At 67.3% G+C, this 15,493-nt stretch carries 14 protein-coding genes and 1 riboswitch; of the genes, 7 read left to right on the top strand and 7 right to left on the bottom strand.

Annotated elements, in window-relative coordinates:
• The first annotated feature begins 82 nt into the window (after positions 1 to 82).
• The 6 genes from gyrB to ML342_RS03975 all read left to right on the top strand — a co-directional run bounded on the left by gyrB (position 83) and on the right by ML342_RS03975 (position 6,308).
• Complete coding sequence (gyrB, locus tag ML342_RS04000) at positions 83 to 2,530, top strand: DNA topoisomerase (ATP-hydrolyzing) subunit B (protein ID WP_240125636.1); 2,448 nt, start codon at positions 83 to 85, stop codon at positions 2,528 to 2,530.
• A gap of 98 nt (positions 2,531 to 2,628) precedes the next feature.
• Positions 2,629 to 3,744 carry a tetratricopeptide repeat protein gene (locus ML342_RS03995; protein WP_240125635.1) on the top strand — a complete coding sequence of 372 codons (1,116 nt, stop codon included), beginning with the start codon at positions 2,629 to 2,631 and terminating at the stop codon, positions 3,742 to 3,744.
• Positions 3,745 to 3,895: 151 nt separating this feature from the next.
• A complete protein-coding gene (locus tag ML342_RS03990; protein WP_240125634.1) occupies positions 3,896 to 4,570 on the top strand; it encodes an energy transducer TonB in 675 nt (224 codons plus the stop codon).
• An 85-nt stretch (positions 4,571 to 4,655) separates the two neighbouring features.
• Positions 4,656 to 5,405 (top strand): MotA/TolQ/ExbB proton channel family protein, encoded by a 750-nt coding sequence (locus ML342_RS03985; protein ID WP_240125633.1) that lies wholly within the window; start codon positions 4,656 to 4,658, stop codon positions 5,403 to 5,405.
• Between the two features lie 44 nt (positions 5,406 to 5,449).
• Positions 5,450 to 5,881, top strand: coding sequence for an ExbD/TolR family protein (locus ML342_RS03980; RefSeq protein WP_240125632.1), 432 nt, complete (start codon positions 5,450 to 5,452; stop codon positions 5,879 to 5,881).
• Between the two features lie 13 nt (positions 5,882 to 5,894).
• Positions 5,895 to 6,308 (top strand): ExbD/TolR family protein, encoded by a 414-nt coding sequence (locus ML342_RS03975; RefSeq protein WP_240125631.1) that lies wholly within the window; start codon positions 5,895 to 5,897, stop codon positions 6,306 to 6,308.
• Positions 6,309 to 6,470: 162 nt separating this feature from the next.
• Here ML342_RS03975 and ML342_RS03970 read toward each other — a convergent pair whose 3' ends face one another.
• The 3 genes from ML342_RS03970 to cls are packed head-to-tail and all read right to left on the bottom strand — an operon-like array spanning position 6,471 to position 8,959.
• Complete coding sequence (locus ML342_RS03970; RefSeq protein WP_240125630.1) at positions 6,471 to 7,226, bottom strand: pyridoxine 5'-phosphate synthase; 756 nt, start codon at positions 7,224 to 7,226, stop codon at positions 6,471 to 6,473.
• On the bottom strand, positions 7,223 to 7,477 hold the full coding sequence (locus ML342_RS03965; protein WP_240125629.1) for a hypothetical protein: 255 nt from the start codon (positions 7,475 to 7,477) through the stop codon (positions 7,223 to 7,225). The genes ML342_RS03970 and ML342_RS03965 overlap by 4 nt, the downstream gene beginning before the upstream one ends.
• Before the next feature lie 48 nt (positions 7,478 to 7,525).
• Positions 7,526 to 8,959, bottom strand: coding sequence for a cardiolipin synthase (gene cls / locus ML342_RS03960; RefSeq protein ID WP_240125628.1), 1,434 nt, complete (start codon positions 8,957 to 8,959; stop codon positions 7,526 to 7,528).
• Between the two features lie 62 nt (positions 8,960 to 9,021).
• Here cls and ML342_RS03955 point away from each other — a divergent pair, with 62 nt between their 5' ends.
• Entirely contained in the window at positions 9,022 to 10,131 is a 1,110-nt protein-coding gene (locus ML342_RS03955; protein ID WP_240125627.1) for a PA0069 family radical SAM protein, read from the top strand.
• Positions 10,132 to 10,134: 3 nt separating this feature from the next.
• Here ML342_RS03955 and ML342_RS03950 read toward each other — a convergent pair whose 3' ends face one another.
• The 4 genes from ML342_RS03950 to ML342_RS03935 form a co-directional block, all read right to left on the bottom strand.
• Positions 10,135 to 11,949 (bottom strand): SLC13 family permease, encoded by a 1,815-nt coding sequence (locus ML342_RS03950; RefSeq protein ID WP_240125626.1) that lies wholly within the window; start codon positions 11,947 to 11,949, stop codon positions 10,135 to 10,137.
• A 38-nt stretch (positions 11,950 to 11,987) separates the two neighbouring features.
• Positions 11,988 to 13,031, bottom strand: a complete 1,044-nt coding sequence (locus tag ML342_RS03945) for a class 1 fructose-bisphosphatase (protein WP_240125625.1) — start codon at positions 13,029 to 13,031, stop codon at positions 11,988 to 11,990.
• Between the two features lie 63 nt (positions 13,032 to 13,094).
• Positions 13,095 to 13,673: a TMEM165/GDT1 family protein gene (locus ML342_RS03940; RefSeq protein ID WP_240125624.1), complete on the bottom strand. Its 579-nt coding sequence runs from the start codon at positions 13,671 to 13,673 to the stop codon at positions 13,095 to 13,097.
• Positions 13,674 to 13,677: 4 nt separating this feature from the next.
• Positions 13,678 to 13,859: riboswitch (yybP-ykoY riboswitch) on the bottom strand.
• 50 nt (positions 13,860 to 13,909) lie between these two features.
• Complete coding sequence (locus ML342_RS03935; RefSeq protein WP_240125623.1) at positions 13,910 to 15,487, bottom strand: DUF389 domain-containing protein; 1,578 nt, start codon at positions 15,485 to 15,487, stop codon at positions 13,910 to 13,912.
• Between the last annotated feature and the right edge of the window lie 6 nt (positions 15,488 to 15,493).

Raw genomic sequence — 15,493 nt, 5'->3', positions numbered from 1 at the left:
GGAGTGGGTCGGCTATACTGTGCGTCCCTTTAAGTAATGTGTTCTGACGCGGCAAACCGCGTCAGGAAAGCCGAGCGCGTCGATGTCGCAGAACGAACAAGCTGCCACCACTCCTGATACCGCCTACGACTCCAGCAAGATCACCGTGCTGCGTGGGCTGGAGGCCGTGCGCAAGCGCCCGGGCATGTACATCGGGGATGTGCATGACGGCACAGGCTTGCACCATATGGTGTTCGAGGTTGTGGATAACTCGGTGGACGAAGCGCTGGCGGGGTATGCCAACGACATCGTCGTCACCATTCACGCGGATGGCTCGGTCAGCGTGGCGGACAACGGGCGCGGCATTCCTGTGGATATCCACAAGGAAGAAGGGCGTTCCGCCGCGGAAGTCATCCTCACCGTGCTGCACGCCGGTGGAAAGTTCGACGACAACAGCTACAAGGTCTCGGGCGGCCTGCACGGCGTCGGCGTGTCGGTGGTCAACGCGCTCTCCAGCCGGCTCATGCTGGATATCTGGCGCGATGGTGGCCACTACCAGCAGGAATATGCCTTGGGCGAGCCGCTGTATCCGCTCAGGAAGGTCGGCGAGCAGGGGGGGCGGCGCGGGACCACGCTGCGCTTTTGGCCTTCGGCGGAGATCTTCAGCGACGTCGAGTTCCACTACGAAATCCTCGCGCGCCGCCTGCGCGAACTCAGCTTCCTCAACTCCGGGGTCAAGATCACCCTGATCGATGAGCGCGGCGAGGGCCGTCGCGATGTGTTCCAGTATGAAGGCGGCATCCGCAGCTTCGTGGAACATCTGGCCCAGCTCAAGACCCCGCTGCACCCGACCGTGATTTCGGTCAGCGGTGAACAGAACGGGATCACGGTGGAGGTCGCCCTGCAGTGGACCGACGCCTATCAGGAGACGATGTTCTGCTTCACCAACAACATCCCGCAGAAGGACGGTGGCACCCATCTGCAGGGCTTCCGCGCGGCGTTGACGCGCACCTTGACCCACTACATCGAGCAGAACGGCATTGCCAAGCAGGCCAAGGTGGCGCTGTCGGGCGACGATATGCGCGAAGGCATGATCGCGGTGCTGTCGGTAAAGGTGCCGGATCCCAGCTTTTCGAGCCAGACCAAGGAAAAGCTGGTGTCCTCCGACGTGCGTCCGGTGGTGGAGAGCATCTTTTCCGCCCGCCTCGAGGAGTTTCTGCAGGAGCACCCGAATGAAGCCCGTGCGATCGCCGGCAAGATCGTGGAGGCGGCACGCGCCCGCGAGGCCGCGCGCAAGGCGCGCGATCTGACCCGCCGCAAGGGCGCCCTGGACATTGCCGGCCTGCCCGGCAAGCTGGCCGACTGCCAGGAGAAGGATCCTGCGCTGTCGGAGCTGTTCATCGTCGAGGGCGACTCCGCGGGCGGTAGCGCCAAGCAGGGGCGCAACCGCAAGAACCAGGCGGTGCTGCCGCTGCGCGGCAAGATCCTCAACGTCGAGCGCGCGCGTTTCGACCGCATGCTCTCCAGCGCCGAGGTCGGCACCCTGATCACCGCGCTCGGCACCGGCATCGGCAAGGACGAATACAACCCGGACAAGCTGCGCTACCACCGCGTCATCATCATGACCGACGCCGACGTGGACGGCAGCCACATCCGCACCTTGCTGCTGACCTTCTTCTACCGGCAGATGCCGGAGCTGATCGAGCGCGGCCACATCTATATCGGCCTGCCGCCGCTGTACAAGGTCAAGCAGGGCAAGAACGAGCTGTATCTGAAAGACGATGCCGCGCTGGATGCGTACCTTGCCAGCAACGCGGTGGAAGGCGCGGCCCTGGTGCCTGCCGAAGGCGAGCCGGCGATCGAGGGCGCCGCGCTGGAGTGCCTGCTGCTCGCGTATGCGCGCGCGCGCGAGGCGATCGCCCGCACTGCGCATCGCTTCGATTCCGGCGTGCTGGAAGCACTGATCGATTTCCTGCCGCTGGATGCGGCCAGCGTGGCCGCTCATGGCGATCTCGATGCGGCTCTCGCGGCCCTGGCCGAGCGTTTGAACCAGCGCGGTCTCGGCAAGCCGCGCTATGCGTTGCGCTGGCAGGCCGCGCAGGAGGAGCGCCCGGCAGCGCTGCGGGTGACTCGGCGGCATATGGGCGAGGAAACGACCCAGGTACTGCCGCAGACCCTGTTCGAGCATGGCGAGCTGAAAGCGCTGCGCGATGCCGCAGCGTTGCTGCATGGCCTGGTGCGCGAAGGCGCCTATATCGTGCGCGGCAACAGGCGGCAGCCGGTCACCCGTTTCGCTGAAGCGCAAGCATGGCTGCTCGAAGAAGCCAAAAAGGGCCGTCAGATCCAGCGCTTCAAAGGGCTGGGCGAGATGAATCCGGAGCAGCTTTGGGAAACCACGGTCAACCCCGAGACCCGCCGCCTGCTGCAAGTGAAGCTTGAAGACGCGGTGGCCGCCGATGCCCTGTTCAGCACGTTGATGGGGGATGTGGTGGAACCCCGCCGCGAGTTCATCGAGGACAACGCGCTGAAAGTCGCCAATCTGGACGTGTAAGGTCACGGCTGCTTCATCACACGTTCTGTTTACGCGTATTTTGTTAGGTTTTTTGCATGCCGCGCCGGGCGCGGCCCCATTCCTACCCGAGGTGCTCCATGTCGAAGACGCTCCGTCAACCGCTCGTGATCGCGCTCACCGCTGCCCTGGGGGCGCTGGCATTGGCGCCGGTGGTGAAAGCAGACCCGCAAAGCATGCGCGAGGAGCGCGCCCGCCGCGAGGCCGAGCTGGGTAAGGGGAAAGCCGCGGCCAAGGCCGAGGCCAAGGCGCCAGCGTATCCCAACGCGACGCGGCAATCGCCCGAAGCCAAGGCTTCGCCCAAGGGCATCAAGCTGCTGCAGGCCATGCAGGAGCGCTACGAAAAGGACGATTGGGCCGGCGTGATCGCCAAGGCCGAGGAAATCGCCGCGATGCCGGCGGCCAATGCGTACGACAAGTCGTTTGCCTACTCGATGGCGGGCAATGCGGCCGCGAACATGGATGACCCCGCCAAAGCGGCGGACTACTTCGCGAAGGCCATCGCCACCAACGGGCTGGACAACGACAGCCATTTCTCGGTGATGTACAACCTGGCGGTGACCTACTACCAGGAACAGAAATTTGCCGAGGCACTGCAGGCATTGGACCGCTTCCTGGCGGAATCCAGGTCGGACAAGCCGGAGCACCTGAGCCTGAAGGCCGGCATCCTCGCCAATCTCGACCGCAATGAGGAAGCGGCCGCCATCTACAAGCAGCTACTGGCACAGAAGCCGGACGACAAGCGTCTGCTGATGAATACCGTCGCCACCTTGCAGGCGGCGGAGAAGTTCGACGATGCCAATGCCCTGCTGGGCGAGGCTTACAAGCGCGGCATGCTCACCGAGCCGCGCGAGCTGCGCGTGCTGTACGTTGGCTACATGAATGCCGGCAAGTGGGCGGATGCGCAAAAGGTGATCGAGGACGGCGTGGCCAAGGGCATCCTGCAGCCAGGCCCGGATCTGGCGCGCGACTATCAGGTGCTCGCGCAGACCGCCTACATCAATGATGACATCCCGCTCGCGATCGAAATGTATCGGCGTGCCGCGCCGATGGCGGCTGACGGCGAGGCTTATCTCAACCTGGCCAAGGTGCTCGACTACGCGGGCAAAAAGGCCGAGGCGAAGGAGGCCGCCAAGCAGGCGCTGGCCAAGGGCGTGAAGAAGCCCGAGGACGCCAACCGCATCCTGGCGCGTTGAGACGCGCTCCGCAGTTTTCGCATACGCCAGCGTCGGGGCTTGGAACAAGTCGCGTCGATTGGTATAGACTAGGGAATTCCTGCGGCCGCAAGGCCGCGCTGTCGAAGCCCCCGGTGTCGAAGCCAGGGGCCCCCACACCAGAGCCGTGCGCATGACGGAAAATCTCGCCTACATCGAGAAGAGGGATAGCCGCGACAGCGGCTTGAGTTGGCCGCGCATCGCCGGTTACAGCTTTGCCATCGCGCTGCATGCCGCGGCTTTGCTGCTGCTGCTGTCGCCGATTGCCCCGCCTGCGCCGGAAGTGCAGAAGGATGACGTGGTGAGCGTCACCTTCATCGAGCCCCCGCCCCCGCCGCCTCCGCCGCCCCCGCCGCCGCCGGAGCAGCCCAAGCCGCTCACCCCACCCAAGACCTTGTCGCCGCCGCGGCCCACGCCGACCGTGCCGCCGCCGCCGGAAGAGCCGCCGGTGGTGCTGAGTGAGGCGCGGGCGGTGGATGTGGCCGCGCCGCCGCCGTCGCCGCCGTCGCCGCCGCCATCGGTGCCGGATATCGGCTCGAGCGTGGACCCCTCCTCGCGCGCGATGAACCAGCCGAAGTATCCGCCGGAGGAGCAGCGTCGCGGTATCGGAGGAACCGTGATTCTGATCGTCAGCATCGACGCCAATGGCGGCGTGCTCGACGTCGAAGTCGAGAAGTCCAGCGGCAATCGCAATCTCGACCGTGCGGCCCAGCAAGCGGCGCGCAGGTGGCGCTTCAACCCAGAGATCAAGAATGGGCAGAAAGTCGCCAGCCGCGTTCGCGTACCGGTCGAATTCAAGCCACAATAAACCCCTGTTGCTGTTATACCGTAACCCTCGTTCCTGATTCACTTTTCTCGTTTCATCCTCATCCACGACATCAAAAGGTAAGCGTATGTTGCAAGAAACTGCTGCCGCCGCACCTGCCGCCGCCGGAGGCAACAACGCCGCCGCGCTGCAGCAGATGGGCTTCGACCATCTGATCCAGGGCTTCGACGCGGTCGGCTGGGCCGTCTTCCTGACGCTGTCCATCATGTCGGTGATGTCCTGGTACTGGATCATCATCAACTTCATCAAGAACATGCGCTTGCGCGCCCGCGCCGATCGTGTGATCGAGACGTTCTGGAACACCCCGAACGCTCAGGACGCGATCCGTTTCATGGAAGAGCAGCCGAAGTCTGAGCCGTTCTCCAAGATCGCGCTGGATGCGGCCCAGGCGGCGGCCCACCACTCGCGCCACGATGGTTCGCGTCTGGCCGAGACCCTGAGCCGTTCCGAGTTCGTGGATCGCGCCCTGCGTCAGGCCGTGACCCGCGAATCGCTGAAGCTGGAAGATGGTCTGACCGTGCTGGCCACCGTGGGATCGTCGGCACCGTTCGTCGGTCTGCTTGGTACCGTGTGGGGCATCTACCACGCGCTGATCAGGATCGGCTCCTCGGGCGACGCGTCGATCTCCGCCGTGGCCGGTCCGGTGGGCGAGGCGCTGATCATGACCGCGATCGGTCTGTTCGCGGCGATCCCGGCGCTGCTGGCCTACAACGCCTTCGTGCGCTTCAACCGGGTGACGAACAACCAGTTCGACACCTTTGCCCACGATCTGCACGACTTCTTCGCCACCGGCTCCCGCGTCGGCGAGGGCAAGTGAGTCGCCAAGGGCGATCGACCGCACACTGACGGAGAGCACGAACCATGGGTGCCAGTGTAGGCAACAAAGAAGACGGCGCGCCGATGGCGGAAATCAACGTCACGCCGCTGGTGGACGTGATGCTGGTGCTCCTGATCATCTTCATGATCACCACGCCGCTGATGAACCACAAGGTCAAGGTGGCGTTGCCGGAAGCGACGGTCGAGAAGAAGAAGGAAGAGAAGCAGCAGGTGCCGCCGGTCACCATCACGGTGACCGAAGCGGGCGAGCTGTTCCTCAACGACGAGCCTTCTAGCAAGGGTGCGATCGAAAGCCGGCTGTCGGTGGAAGCGCAGAAGACCCCGCAACCGCCGGTGCAGATCCGCGCCGACAAAACCACCCAGTACCGGCTGATCAGTGACGTGGTGAAGATCGCCCAGCAGCAGGGGATCGCCAAGGTCGGTTTCGTCACCACCCCGCCCAAGAAAGGCCAGTAAGGGAGATCGCGCGATGGCCTTTTCGACCAACAAATCCGGCGGCCCGATGGCCGACATCAACGTCACCCCGCTGGTGGACGTGATGCTGGTGCTCTTGATCATCTTCATGGTGACCATGCCGATCCAGTCCATCCCGGTGGATGTGGATCTGCCGCAGAAGACGGAAAAACCGCCGGAAAATCCGAAGGAACCGCCGGATCCGATCCGCCTGCGTATCGACGCCTCGGGCCAGGTGTACTGGAACGACTCGCCGGTGGCCGTCAGCGAGCTGCAGAAGCGCATGACCGAAGAGGTCGCGCGCGATCCGACCAACCAGCCGGAGCTGCAGATCGACACCAATGACCAGGCCGAATACGGCGTCCTGGCCAAGGTGCTGACCGCGGCCAAGAACGCCGACATGATGAAGATCGGCTTCGTCCAGAACTGAACCTATTCCTGCTCCGGTTTTACGGAGCGCGTCGTGGATGACGAAACGCCGCCTGCGGGCGGCGTTCTTTTTTCGCACGAGATTTTGTGGGCTGCGATGCCGGGAAGGGCGGCGCAGCTTACGGCCGCTGGCGGCTCGCTGACGGCCCCATGTGGCGAACCGTCAGCGCTTGGCATGCGCGATGGCGCAATAAGCGCGGACGGTGGCCTCCAGGCCGGCATACAGCGCATCGCCGATCAGCGCGTGGCCGATCGAGACTTCCAGTACGCCCGGCACCGCATCGAGGAACGCAGGCAGATTCGCCTGGTTGAGGTCGTGTCCCGCATTGACGCCCAAGCCCGCCGCCTGCGCCAGGCGCGCCGTTTGCGCGGCGGCCGCCAAGGCCGCTTCCGGCGAGCCGGAGGCGAAGGCCTGCGCATACGGGCCGGTGTAGAGCTCCACCCGGTCGGCGCCACAGGCGGCAGCCTGCGCCACCGCCGGGTCGCCGACATCCACGAAGACGCTGACCCGGCAGCCAAGTCGCTTGAAGGCTTCGATCAAGGGGCGCAGGGCGGCGCCGTCGCGGGCGAAGTCGAAGCCGTGGTCGGAGGTGAGCTGGCCGTCGCTGTCCGGCACCAGGGTCACCTGCGCTGGACGCACCGCCGAGCACAGCGCCAGTAATCCCGGATACCCGGGACGCGGTGGCGCGAACGGATTGCCCTCGATGTTGAACTCCATCCCGCGCTGCCGGCACAGCGCGCCGAGCGCCTCGACGTCATCGGTCCGAATATGCCGCGCATCCGGACGCGGATGCACGGTCAAGCCGTCGGCGCCGGCGTCCAGACAGGTGCGACCAGCGCGCACAACGTCCGGTTCATGGCCGCCGCGGGAGTTGCGCAACACCGCGACCTTGTTGAGATTGACGCTGAGTGCGGTCATGGCGTGCGGCCTGCACTTTCGTCATCACGGCGTGCCTGCGCCTGCTCGCGCAAGCGCCGTAGTTCGGCCGGATCGATCATGGCCGAGAGATCACGCTCGCTACCGGCCACCCGCGCCTGGTACAGGCCCAGCACCCACAACACGAACAGCACCAGCGCGATCAACAGGCAGCCGAACAGCACGGCCATCGAAGTGGTGAGGAAGGCGAACGCCATGGCGGCGAACGCCAGCAGCAGAAACAGCCAGTGCATGGAGCGCCTCGCGAATGGACTGGCGGTGAGTGTACGCGCCGGCGCCGTTCAAAGCAGCGGGGCCAACAGCCGCGCCAGCGCTTCCGGCAGGCGGGCCGTCCAGAGCGGCTGCGGACGGTCGGCGCGGACCCGCGGGGCGAATGCGAACTCGCGTTCGATCTGCTCGGCCAGCATGGTGGCCACGCCCGCATCATCGAACAGCAGCGAGGCTTCGAAGTTCAGGCGGAAGCTGCGATGGTCGAAGTTGGCGCTGCCGATGATGGCCAGCCGATCGTCCACCAGCAGCGCTTTGCTGTGCAGCATGCGCGGTCCGTACTCATAGACCTTCACACCGGCGGCCAGCAGGTCATCGAAATAGGAGCGCACGCACCAGGTCACCAGCCGGCTGTCGCTCTTCTTGGGTACCAGCAGCCGTACGTCCAGCCCGCCGAGCGCGGCCGAAGTCAGCGCCATCATCGCCGCCTCGCCGGGGACGAAATACGGCGTGGTCAGCCACACCCGGCGGGTGGCGGCGTGGATCGCCGAAACATACATGCGGTGGATCGGTTCCCAGCGCGAGTCCGGTCCGGAGGCCAGCAGCTGCGCATGGATCGACCCGGGCAGCGGCGACGGCATCGCACGCGCCACCGCGCCGACGAAATCTGCGCGCTCGGTCGCATAGGCCCAATCCTCGACGAACACCTCTTGCAACGAGCGCACGATATCGCCTTCCACCCGCAGGTGCAGATCGCGGAAGGCATCCTCGCGCAGGCGCTCGTCCTCCTCGTCGGTGATGTTGATGCCACCGATGAAGCCGATCCGGCCATCGATGATGGCGAGCTTGCGGTGGGTGCGCAGGTTCATCCACGGCCGCTTCCAGAGTGTCCATGGGCGTACCGGATGAAACCAGGCAAGCTCGCCGCCGGCTGCGAGCAAGGGCGCGAAGAACCGGCGCGAGGCCTGCTTGGAGCCGACCGCATCCAGCAACAGGCGCACCTTCACTCCGGCGCGTGCGCGTTCGGTGAGCGCCTCGCGCAGCGCGGTGCCGGTGCGGTCGGGCTGGTAGATGTAGTACTCGAGGTGGACATGGTCGCGCGCGGCGGCGATCGCCTCCAGCAGCGCCGGATACTTGCTGCCGCCGTCCACCAGCAGCTGCACCGCGCGCGCGGTGCTGGGCGCCAGCCCGGTGGTGGCATGGGCCAACGTTTGTAGCTCCGCTGTTTCGTCCCTTGCCTCGGGCGTAGGCAGGCGCACGCGATGGCGCTGTCGGCGCCGGCGTTGGCGCACGATTTTCTGCGGGCCGAAGAAGTAATAAATGACAAAGCCCAGGTACGGCAGCGCAGCCAGGCTGATCAGCCAGCTCAAGGTCGCCACCGGCTCGCGCTTCTGCAGCAGAATCCAGCCGCCCAGCCAGAGCAGATACAGCAGCCAGCCGGCAGCCAGCCAGGTGCGGATATGCGGGATCGCCCATAAGGCATCCCAGGCAGGCAGCAAACCGGGCATCGAAGGTCCTCGGCGGGAGATCAGTCGCAGACGCTGCGAATGCCACAGGGTAGGCTGAATGGATGCGAAAAGCATCTCCGAGGGCTGACGCTGAGCGCACGTCCGCGCCTCTGCGCGGTCGCGGCGCGCAGACATCCATGCCGGGCCGCTTCGAGGTCTGCACGCGGACTGTCGAGGATGACGGCTGGGGGTCGCTGCAGCCAATGGACGAAGCGGCAGTGTCCTCGTTGTCCACGGAAATCCGCGAGGAACATGCGCGCCGCGTGATCAACCGCAACGCGTCGCCCGACATCCCGATGCGGCAGTCGGTCAATCCCTATCGCGGCTGCGAGCATGGTTGCGCCTATTGCTTTGCGCGGCCCTCGCATGCCTATCTCGGCCTGTCTCCGGGTTTGGACTTCGAAACCCGCCTGTTCGCCAAGACCAATGCCGCCGAGGTGCTGCGCGCCGAGCTTGCAAAGCCAGGCTATGTGCCCGCGCCGATCGCGCTGGGCATCAATACCGACGGCTGGCAGCCGGTCGAGCGCCGTTATGGCATCAGCCGCGCCTGTCTCGAGGTCCTGCGCGATGCGCATCATCCGGTGAGTATCGTGACCAAGGGCAGTGCGCTGCGGCGAGACATCGACCTACTGGCGGCGCTTGCGCGCGAAGCCCTGGTGCACGTCCATATCTCGATCACCACCCTCGACAACCGACTATCGGCGCGGCTGGAGCCACGCGCCGCCGCGCCGCAGGCGCGCTTGCGCCTGATTGCGGCGCTGCGCGAAGCCGAGGTGCCGGTCGGGGTGCTGGTGGCGCCGGTGATCCCGGCCCTGACCGACGAATACCTGGAGCGCATCCTGATCGCCGCGCATGCGGCGGGAGCGCAGGCCGCCGGCTATGTGCTGCTGCGCCTGCCACACGAGCTCAAGGTGCTGTGGCGGCAGTGGCTGCAGGCCCACTATCCCGAGCGCGCCGAGCGTGTCATGCATCTGCTGCAACAGATGCACGGTGGGCGCGATTACGACGCCCGCTTTGGCCTGCGTCAGCGCGGCAGCGGGCCGCTGGCGGATCTGCTCGCGCAGCGTTTTGCCAAAACCTGCGCGCGGCTCGGGTATTCGGTCTTGCCGCCGCTGCGCACCGATCTGTTCGTGCCGCCGCGGCCGCTTTCCCCGCAGGGCGAGTTGTTTTGAGCGTCAGCCCCAATGCGGCAGCAGTGGCCCTTTCAGCCACAGCCAGCGTGCCATCCAGGCGCTGACCAGGCCGAGCAGCACGGTCAGCGGCAGGCCTACGCGCAGGAAGTCTGCGAAGCGGTACTGCCCAGGCCCCAGGATGAGCAGGTTGCCGTGGTGGCCGATCGGGGTGAGGAAGGCCACCACCGCGCCCATCGCGGTGCACACCACGAACGGCGTCGGCGGCAGGTGCAGCAGCTGCGCCAGCGAGATCGCCACCGGCCCGAGCAGCGCCACCGTCGCCGCGTCCGACATCGGTTGGGTCAGCAGCGCGGCAGCGGTGAACATCACCAGTAGCACCGCCAGCGGCGGCCAGTGGGCGACCAGGTGCGCCAGCCCGCCGGCCAGCAGGTCGGCGGTGCCGGTCTGCTCCATCGCGATGCCGAGCGGGATCACCCCGGCGATCATCACGAAAATGCGCGCGTCGATCTCGCGGTAGGCCTGCTGGATGTCGATGCAGCGGGTGGCAACCATCGCCACCGCACCCAGCAGGAAGGCCAGCGGCGCCGGCAGGCGGTTGCTGGCGGCGAGCAGGATGGTGCCGCCCAGGATCGCCAGCGCCAGCGGCGCGCGCAGGCGACGCTTGGCCTCGCCCGCGAACGGCGCCAGCAGCAGGAACCCGTGGCTGGAGGCGAGCTCGGCCAGTCGCGAGGGATGCCCCCACAGCACCAGCAAATCGCCCTCGCGCAACCGCGCATCGGAGAGACGCTCGGCGACCTGCCCGGCATGTCGCCACAATCCGGCGATCACCGCATGGTACTGGCGCGAGAAATCCAGCTCGCGGATGCTGCGGCCGATGAACGCCGAGCCCGGTGCAACCACCGTTTGCACCAGCTGCGGGCGGCCCTCGCCGGTGAGCTGATGGCCGTAGCGGGCGATCGCATCGAGATCCAAGCCGGGATCGTCATGCAGCGACATCAGCTCGTCCGCGCCGGCTTCCACCAGCAGGATGTCGCCGCCCAGCAGCGGGCTGCTGGCGGTCAGGTCGGTGCGCATCACGCCGTCGCGCAGCCAGCCCAGCACCTGCACGGAGGGGCCGATTGCCTTCTGCATCTCGGCCAGGGTGCGAGTGGCCCACTGCCCGCCGGGCACCACCAGCAGCTCGGTGCGGAAACGGCCCAGGCGCAGGTAGTCGTCCTCACCGCCCTCGCCGCTGCGCTTGGGCAGCAGCCAGCGCGCCGCCAGCATGTACAGGGTGCCGACCACCACCAGCGCGATGCCGATCGGGGTGATCGAAAAAATGCCCAGCCCGGCTGCGCCGGCACGCTGCAGCTGGTCGTTGGCGAGCAGGAACGCCGGCGCGCTGACCAGGGTCAGGGTGGTGCCGAGCGAGGCCGCCAGCGACATCGGCATCAGCAGGCGCGAGGCGGGCAGGTGGCGGTCGCGCGCGTGCTTGAGCAGCAGCGGCAGCATCATCGCGGTGACCATCACGTGATGGGTGAACGAAGCGAGCAAGGCCACGATCGGCATCACCACCGCGATCGTGCGCCATTCCGAGCGCCCGCTGGCGCGTCCGATCCAGGCGCCGATGTGCTCGGTGACGCCGGTGGCGGCCAGCGCGCCGGAGATCACGAACACCGCGGCGACGATGATCGCCGGTTCGCTGGCAAAGCCGGACAGCGCCTGCTTCGCATCCAGGGTGCCGGTCACCACCAGCGCCAGCAGGATCAGCATCGCGGTGACGTCGATCCGCACCTTCTCGGTGATGAACAGGTACAGCCCGCCCGCCAGGATCAGGCCGAACGCGATCTGGGGCCACAAAGAGTGCAACGCGTGCATGCCTGCATTGTGCCGAAAATCCGGCGGCGTGCCGGCGCTCAGGCCGGCGCGCGGATGGCGTCGTGGCGGCGGTGATAGTCCTCAGCGATCGCCACCTCCGCGCGCGAGCCGAGGAAGACCGGCACCCGCTGATGCAGGCTGGACGGCACCACGTCCAGCATGCGCATCCGGCCGGTGCTGGCCGCGCCGCCGGCCTGTTCGACCAGGAACGCCATCGGGTTGGCTTCATACATCAGCCGCAGCTTGCCGCCCTTGGGCGCGCATTTGCTGTCGAGCGGATAGCTGAAGATGCCGCCGCGGGTGAGGATGCGGTGCACGTCCGCGACCATGCTGGCCACCCAGCGCATGTTGAAGTCCTTGCCGCGCGGCCCGTCCTTGCCCAGCAGCAGGTCGCCGATGTACTGCTGCATCGGCGCTTCCCAGAAGCGCTGGTTGGACATGTTGACCGCGAACTCGCGGGTCTCCTCCGGGATGCGCATGCCGCGGGTGGTGAGGATGAAGCTGCCCACCTCGCGGTCCAGGGTGAAGGCATGCGTGCCGTGGCCCACGGTCAACACCAGCATGGTGCTGGGGCCGTAGATGCAGTAGCCGGCGGCCACCTGCGCGCTGCCGGGCTGCAGGAAATGCTGATCCTCCGGGGCTGCGACCCCTTGCGGGCAGCGCAGCACCGAGAAGATGGTGCCCACCGAGACGTTCACGTCGATGTTGGAGCTGCCGTCCAGCGGATCGAACAGCAGCAGGTAGCGGCCGCGCGGATATGTCTCGGGAATCGGCAGCGACGTGGTCATCTCCTCCGAGGCCAGCCCGGCCAGGTGGCCTCCCCAGGCGTTGGCTTCCAGCAGGATTTCGTTGGAGAGCACGTCCAGCTTCTTCTGCGCCTCGCCTTGCACGTTGATGCTGGCCTGCCCGCCTTCGCCGGCGTCGCCCAGCACCCCGCCCAGCGCGCCCTTGCCCACCGCGATCGAGATGCGCTTGCAGGCGCGCGCCACCACTTCCACCAGCAGGCGCAGATCGGCGTTGATGTGGCCGTCGCGTTCGGCTTCGATCAAAAAACGGGTCAGCGAGATCTGGGTGTGTGTCATGGGCAGGATTTCGAGCGGAACGGGGCCGCCATTGTCGCCTACCGCAGCCGCTGCGCGGCAGGGCTAGAACCCGAGGCGCGCGCCCGCCCCGAGCAGGGTGGCGATGCCGAGCAGGGCAAACAGCGCGGCGGCCACCGCGTGCACCAGGCGCATCGGGATGCGATCGGCCAGCTTGTCGCCGAGGAACACCGCGGGCACGTCCGCGATCAGCATGCCGGCCGTGGTGCCGACCACCACCAGCAGCGGCGAGGCGTAGTGCGCGGCCATCGCGACCGTGGCGACCTGGGTCTTGTCGCCCATTTCCGCGAGGAAGAACGTCACCAGGGTGGCGCCGAACACGCCGAGGCGGCCGGCGATCCGGGTCTCCTCTTCCTCGATCTTGTCCGGCACCAGGGTCCACGCCGCCATCGCCAGGAACGACAGGCCCAGCACCCAGCGCAGCGCCGCCGGGTCGAGCGCGTGGGTGATCCAGGCGCCGAGCGCGCCGGCCAGGCCGTGGTTGACCAGGGTCGCCGCGAGGATGCCGAGCACGATCGGCAGCGGCTTCTTGAAGCGCGCGGCGAGCAGGAAGGCGAGCAGCTGGGTCTTGTCGCCAATCTCGGCCAGGGCGACCACGGCGGTGGGGACGAGCAGAGATTCCATCGGTACTCCCGGGCCGGACCGCAGACGAATGACCACGGCGCATCCCCGGCCACGGATGGAGGCGCTGTGGTCAAAGGTCTGGCCAGGCACGTGAGCCTGCTTGCGCCACGGCCGGCCGGCCGAGTGTGTTGACGCAAGCCCCTTCCGGAGGATGGGAGGCTACTCCCCAATGACGGGGCGCATTGTAGCAGGCGCGCCTGTGCGATTCGGGCGCGCGCCTCGGGCGCGCGCCGCACTCACTCGCTGGCGGGCATCAGTTGCACCCGCGCGGGCGCCTCGCGCCGCCATTGCACGCGTCCCAGCGGCAGCTGGTGGGTGGCCAGGGTAGCGCGTACCGCCTGTTCCCACGCATGCGCCTGGGCGTTGCTGCGCGTGGCCAGCAGCACGTCCACCGCCCCACTGTGCCAGCGCTGCAGCGCCCAGGCCTGGGCGTCCAGCTGGGCCTGCAGGGAGGCATCTGCCTCCGGAGCGTCGAGGCTGACGTCGCCCGGCAGGATCGCCGGCAGCGTCTGCAGGGCAGGAATCACCTGCAGTGTGCCAGGTGCGGCGGCGGCATTGAGCTCGCGCTCGATCTGCCGCGCCCGCGCTAGCGGAATGCGGTTTTCCGGCGCCAACCGCAGTACCCAGCCGCGGCCGTCATCGCTGCGCTGCAGGCGCCCGAGTTGCGCGGCCACCGCAGCCAGCATGCGCGCGCGCGCATCCGCCTGCGCCTGCTGCTGGCTGGCGCGCGTCTGTTCGCGGTCTTCCAGCGCCAGCACGCTACGGCGCAGTTCGGCCAGCGTGCTCTGCTGGCGGGCGATGGCGGCATCGTCGGCGGTCACGATCTCGCGCAGGCTCACATCCACCGGATGCCCGACCGCGCGCTGCAGGCGGGTTTCCAGCACGGCTTCCAGGCGGGCGACGTGGGAGGGCAGCATCAGCACCACGTCCACCAGCACTCGCTGGTTGCTGGCATCCACGCGCAGAGTCGACACGCGGCCGTGGACCCGGGCCGCTTCGGCCTCCAGCGTGGCGCGCACCGCCAGCTCCGTGCGCGACTGGCGGGCAATCCGCTGCAGGGCGAGGCCCAGGGGAATCGACAGCAGCAGGAACGTGGAGACGATCAACATCGCCTGCCACGCGGTCTGCTTGGGGCTGTCCGCCCCGCCGAACCCGTACCAGCGGGCGATGATGGTGACCGACAGCGCGATCGCCAGCAGGTTGGTCATGAACAGGAACGCCGCCCCGCCGGCAATGGCCCAGTTGGCAACCGCCACCCCGAACCCGACGACCGCCAGCGGCGGCATCAACGCGGTGGCGATCGCCACCCCGACGATGGTCTCGCCCTTGCGGGTCACCGTGGCATAGGCGCCGGCCAGGCCGGACAGGATCGCGACCAGCAGATCGAACAGCGTGGGCCGCGTGCGCGCCAGGATCTCGGAGGTGGCCTCCTGCAGCGGCGACAGCCAGACGATGGCCATGGCGATCGCCAGCGCCAGCGCGATCCCGGCACCCAGCGAAACCAGCGATTCCCGCACCGTGCGCAGGTCGAAGGTCGCCAGGCCCATGCCGAGGTTGATGATCGGCCCCATCAGCGGCGAAATCAGCATCGCGCCGATGATCACGGCGGCCGAATTCTGCAGCAGCCCCAGGGTGGCGATGCCGCAGGAGAGCACCACCATGAAGGCATAGCGCGGCCCCAGCTGGCCGCTGTCGTGCACATGTTCGAGCACCGCGATCCGGTCGATCCGGCCGACCACATGCACCTGCCGCCACTGGCGCGCCCAGCGCCACCAGACCAGCGGAGAAACGAGTTCGCGCAAGCGGATGTCCATGCCCCG

This window comes from Thermomonas alba (assembly GCF_022419205.1).
In the GTDB taxonomy this organism is placed as follows: Bacteria; Pseudomonadota; Gammaproteobacteria; order Xanthomonadales; family Xanthomonadaceae; genus Thermomonas; species Thermomonas alba.
This window is presented reverse-complemented; position numbering and strand designations above follow the sequence as displayed.

Bases quoted from the DNA above. Each gene is read 5' to 3' on its own strand.
- ML342_RS03965 (WP_240125629.1), bottom strand. From the start codon at position 7,477: ATGCACTGGCTGTTTCTGCTGCTGGCGTTCGCCGCCATGGCGTTCGCC.
- gyrB (WP_240125636.1), top strand. From the start codon at position 83: ATGTCGCAGAACGAACAAGCTGCCACCACTCCTGATACCGCCTACGAC.
- ML342_RS03995 (WP_240125635.1), top strand. From the start codon at position 2,629: ATGTCGAAGACGCTCCGTCAACCGCTCGTGATCGCGCTCACCGCTGCC.
- cls (WP_240125628.1), bottom strand. From the start codon at position 8,959: ATGCCCGGTTTGCTGCCTGCCTGGGATGCCTTATGGGCGATCCCGCAT.
- ML342_RS03980 (WP_240125632.1), top strand. From the start codon at position 5,450: ATGGGTGCCAGTGTAGGCAACAAAGAAGACGGCGCGCCGATGGCGGAA.
- ML342_RS03970 (WP_240125630.1), bottom strand. From the start codon at position 7,226: ATGACCGCACTCAGCGTCAATCTCAACAAGGTCGCGGTGTTGCGCAAC.
- ML342_RS03955 (WP_240125627.1), top strand. From the start codon at position 9,022: ATGCGAAAAGCATCTCCGAGGGCTGACGCTGAGCGCACGTCCGCGCCT.
- ML342_RS03935 (WP_240125623.1), bottom strand. From the start codon at position 15,487: ATGGACATCCGCTTGCGCGAACTCGTTTCTCCGCTGGTCTGGTGGCGC.
- ML342_RS03950 (WP_240125626.1), bottom strand. From the start codon at position 11,949: ATGCACGCGTTGCACTCTTTGTGGCCCCAGATCGCGTTCGGCCTGATC.
- ML342_RS03985 (WP_240125633.1), top strand. From the start codon at position 4,656: ATGTTGCAAGAAACTGCTGCCGCCGCACCTGCCGCCGCCGGAGGCAAC.
- ML342_RS03990 (WP_240125634.1), top strand. From the start codon at position 3,896: ATGACGGAAAATCTCGCCTACATCGAGAAGAGGGATAGCCGCGACAGC.
- ML342_RS03945 (WP_240125625.1), bottom strand. From the start codon at position 13,031: ATGACACACACCCAGATCTCGCTGACCCGTTTTTTGATCGAAGCCGAA.
- ML342_RS03940 (WP_240125624.1), bottom strand. From the start codon at position 13,673: ATGGAATCTCTGCTCGTCCCCACCGCCGTGGTCGCCCTGGCCGAGATT.
- ML342_RS03975 (WP_240125631.1), top strand. From the start codon at position 5,895: ATGGCCTTTTCGACCAACAAATCCGGCGGCCCGATGGCCGACATCAAC.